We start from the raw sequence: 3,743 nt of genomic DNA, 5'->3' as shown, positions 1-3,743 counted from the left end.
GCGGCCCGCAGGCGCAGCCGAGGACACGGCCCTGCGCGCCTTGACTGCACACGGACGCGGGCTACAGTCGCGGACAAGGTGATGGAGTCAGGGAAGACGGCTGGACATGGCAACGGCCTTCCCTTTGCGCTGACCGCACGGCAAGCGAAGCGCGCAGGCCCGGATCTGGAAGCCGGGCCGGAGGCGTCAGCCGAGCGGAGCGAGGGAACGATGGAAGCCCGTCAGGGGCGAGACGCCGCAGGCGGCTCGATGCGCTACGCGCACGACAGCGCGACCGGCCATCTCCCAGGTGGCCGGGGACGCCCAGCCTTCAAGGCTCGATGAGCACCATGCGCAAGGGATGCACTACACCCCAGGCATCGGAAAGCCGGGTCTGCTGTGGCTGCGGATTTCTGGCCGAGCCGGCGCAGCCGGTTCGGCGGTCTTTAGGGGTGCCAAGCATCGCGCGGCGGGGATAGCCCGCAGGGCTTTCCCCTGGAGGCAAGCGAAGCGCGCAGCGCCCCGTGAGGGGCGCGTAGGCATCACGCCGAGTCGTCAAGACGCAGGCTGGATTCCGCAACGGGCATCCACGGCGATGACGAGTCCAGCAGGTAGCGCGCACCGCGGGCGTACATGCCCGAAAGCCCGGTGGGCCGGTAGAACCCGGTGACGCGGCGCCGGAACTGTGCGCCGAACTCGTTGGTGAAGATCACCGCGTCGCCGATCTTGAAGCGCAAGGGCTTGCCGTTCTCCGGTGCGAACGGCTGGAGTGCATCGTGCTGCGCGGTGATTTCGATGATGTAGTCGTGATGGCTGCTCATGGCATTGATCTCCTTCGATGATTGAGAAAGCGCAAGGAGCGCCTTGCGGCGCTCCAAGGGCGAAGTCAGACGACGATCCGCCCGGCCAGCCGCGCATCGCGCGCATAGGCGCTCAATTGCTTCTCGGCACGGAAAGACAGGTCGCGCTCGATCGGCAGGCCCAGCCCGCCGCGCACCGTCGCCAACTCGCCCAGGCTGACCCAGCCGATTTCCGGCTCCCCCAGGCCCAGGTCGCAAAGACCAAAGGCGTGGTCGTGGTCGTCGGGATCAATCTCGGTCAGCAGCCAGGTCGCGCCGGCGTCCGGCGTGAACAGCTTGACCACGGGGGCCGGATCGAAGTCCGCGCTCTCCAAGGATTCGTGGCCGTTGGCCAGCAGCACGATGCGCTGCTCGTCGGTGATGAGTGCGTTGTTCACGGTGAACTCCTGAAAGGTTGCCGGGCGGAATTGCCCGACCCTTCCGGGGCACGGCGCAGCGCAAGCAGTCAGGGGTCGCAGACGGCCGCCAGGACGCAAGCGCCATCGGCGCGCAGCCCTTGACGGCGAGAACGCCGTGGCACGATGAGGGGAACAGCAAGACCGCCTCCCTCGCACCTCCACGCACCCCGGCTTTGGGGAAAGTGCGTAGCACGCGCAGGCCCGTGAGGGCCGGAGTTGCGCCAACGGACGCAGCAAAAAGGGGCCGAAGCCCCCCCTTGGTCAAGTTAGATCGCGTTTGGCGAAGGACACAACGCTACATGCGTGGCCACCCTTGATGTAGGTCGTCCACGATCAGAAGGTGGTGGTGTCGGCCCTGGCCTGAATGTTCGCGCATATGCGGATGATCCGGCGGTAGATCCGGGTGGTCATGGGCGATATCCGATGGATCGCCGGCAGGCCAAAGCATTAGCGCAAGCACTACACCGGCGAGGCCAATCAACGACATAACGATGAAGGTTGATTGCAGTCCGAAGGCAGCACCGAAGCGTCCCGCCAGCGGGTAGCAGATCAGCCAGCAGGCATGTGACAGCGCAAACTGTGCAGCGAATAGCGCAGGCCGATCCTCGGCATGGGCGGAACGGCGCAGCAGCCGACCAGAAGGCGTTTGTGCCACGCTGTAGCCGAAACCGATCACCAGCCAAAGTGGAAGCAATAGAACATAAGACGGAATCAGCGCCCCGATGGCCGTACCGATAACCAGCACCGCCGCTCCCGTGACCATGACAGGTCGATCCGCTAATTTGTTGAGCAGCCCAGGCAGTGCAAATGCAGCGATCATCGAACCGCCCCCAAACGCCGCCAAAGCCCAAGCTACTTCTGCTTCGCCCAGGCCGAAGCGTGCCTTCACGATGACCACCGTATTCACTATCACCATCGCACCTGCTGCTGACACGGCGAGGCTAACTGCTAGAAGTCCCCGCAGCCGCGGCGTTGCAAGGTAGAGGCGAACGCCCCGCGTGGTGCGCTCCCAGATGCCGCGACGTGGGCCAGGTGTCGAGGCGGGCAACACCACGCTGACCACCAGCGCGGCCGAGACAAGGAAGCCAAGCACTGTCCCGGCAAACAGGTTGTGGAAGCTGATGATGGTCAGCAGCGCAGCCGCCAGCATCGGGGAAACAAGGCTTTCAAGGTCGTATGCCAGCCGCGAAAGCGACAGCGCCTTCGTATACTCATCTTCGTCCGGCAGGATGTCCGGGATCGTCGCCTGAAAGGTCGGCGTGAATCCGGCAGAGGCTGCCTGCAAGGCAAAGATCAAGAGATAGATTTGCCAGACCTCGGTGACGAATGGCAGACAGAGAGCCACGGCTGCCCGAACTAGGTCAAGGGCGACCAGCAGCGACCTACGCGGCAGACGGTCAGCGAACGCCTGAGCGATTGGGGCGATGCCAACATAAGCAAGCATCTTGATAGCCAGCGCCGTACCAAGCACCGCTCCGGCGTCCGCGCCCGCCAGTTCGTAGGCGAGCAGGCCCAGCGCCACTGTCATCAGGCCGGTGCCGACTAGCGCGATCACCTGCGCGGCGAACAGGTGGCGATAGGTTCGGTTTTTAAGGACAGCGAGCATCGGACGGCCTTAAAGAAGTTTGGCGAGTGCCTTCATTTCGCTCATGACGGAAGCGGCGTCATGGTCAAGGCAATGGTCGATGTGGTCGTGGATCAGAGCACGCTTTGCCGCAGTCACGGCGCTTTCCACCGCCGATAGCTGGCGGGCGATGTCAAGGCAGGGCTTCCCCATCTCGATCATGCCGACGACGTGCCGAAGGTGGCCTTCGGCACGCTTGAGACGCTTTATCAAATCGGGATGACTTGAGTGCTTGTGTGCTTCCGTCATGCAAGAACTATATCCCCCCAGGGGGGATATGTCGAGGCAAGGATGCTTGTTCACAAACCGAGTTACGCGCCGGACGTAGCAAAAAGGGGGCCGAAGCCCCCTTGGTCAGATCAGGCCGCGTTCGGCGAAGGACGTGGTGCTACTGCCTGCGACGATCACGTGATCCAGCGTGCGAACGTCCACCAGTGCCAGCGCCTGCCGAAGCTGCGAGGTCAGCGCCTTGTCGGCCGCGCTCGGCTCGGGGTTGCCGCTTGGATGATTGTGCGAAACGATGACCGCCGCCGCATTGAGCCGCAGTGCCTGCTTCACCACTTCGCGCGGATGCACCTCGGCCGCGTCGATCGTGCCGTGGAACATCTCCACGTAGTCGATCAGCCGATGGCGCGTATCGAGAAACAGGACGGCAAAGACTTCGTGCTCGAAGCCGGCCAGCTTGGCGCGCAGATAATCCTTGACTGCCGCCGGCGAACTGAACGATGCACCGCGCTGCATCTTCTGTTCGATGACCTGGCGCGCGGCTTCCAGAATCTGGTCAGCGTCCGCCGGCCGATAGCGCCCTCGGCCATCGCGCACCATCAGCGGGGTATCGAGAGAGAGTGTGAGTTGCGACATGATCGTGCTCCGGTTGCTCGG

At 63.9% G+C, this 3,743-nt stretch carries 5 protein-coding genes; all 5 read right to left on the bottom strand.

Annotated features, from left to right (window positions below; translation table 11 throughout):
* Positions 1–521: 521 nt before the first annotated feature.
* Complete coding sequence (locus HMPREF3014_RS13065) at positions 522–800, bottom strand: hypothetical protein (protein WP_034017108.1); 279 nt, start codon at positions 798–800, stop codon at positions 522–524.
* 65 nt (positions 801–865) lie between these two features.
* A complete protein-coding gene (locus HMPREF3014_RS13060) occupies positions 866–1,216 on the bottom strand; it encodes a DUF2958 domain-containing protein (protein WP_034017106.1) in 351 nt (116 codons plus the stop codon).
* 316 nt (positions 1,217–1,532) lie between these two features.
* A complete protein-coding gene (locus HMPREF3014_RS13055; RefSeq protein WP_034017104.1) occupies positions 1,533–2,843 on the bottom strand; it encodes an MFS transporter in 1,311 nt (436 codons plus the stop codon).
* Positions 2,844–2,852: 9 nt separating this feature from the next.
* Entirely contained in the window at positions 2,853–3,110 is a 258-nt protein-coding gene (locus tag HMPREF3014_RS13050) for a metal-sensing transcriptional repressor (RefSeq protein ID WP_034017103.1), read from the bottom strand.
* A gap of 105 nt (positions 3,111–3,215) precedes the next feature.
* Entirely contained in the window at positions 3,216–3,722 is a 507-nt protein-coding gene (gene radC, locus HMPREF3014_RS13045) for a RadC family protein (protein WP_033944630.1), read from the bottom strand.
* Between the last annotated feature and the right edge of the window lie 21 nt (positions 3,723–3,743).

Source organism: Pseudomonas sp. HMSC065H01 (genome assembly GCF_001815235.1).
GTDB lineage: Bacteria > Pseudomonadota > Gammaproteobacteria > Pseudomonadales > Pseudomonadaceae > Pseudomonas > Pseudomonas aeruginosa.
The sequence above is the reverse complement of the archived record's forward strand: the minus strand, read 5'-3'. Positions and strand labels throughout refer to the sequence as shown.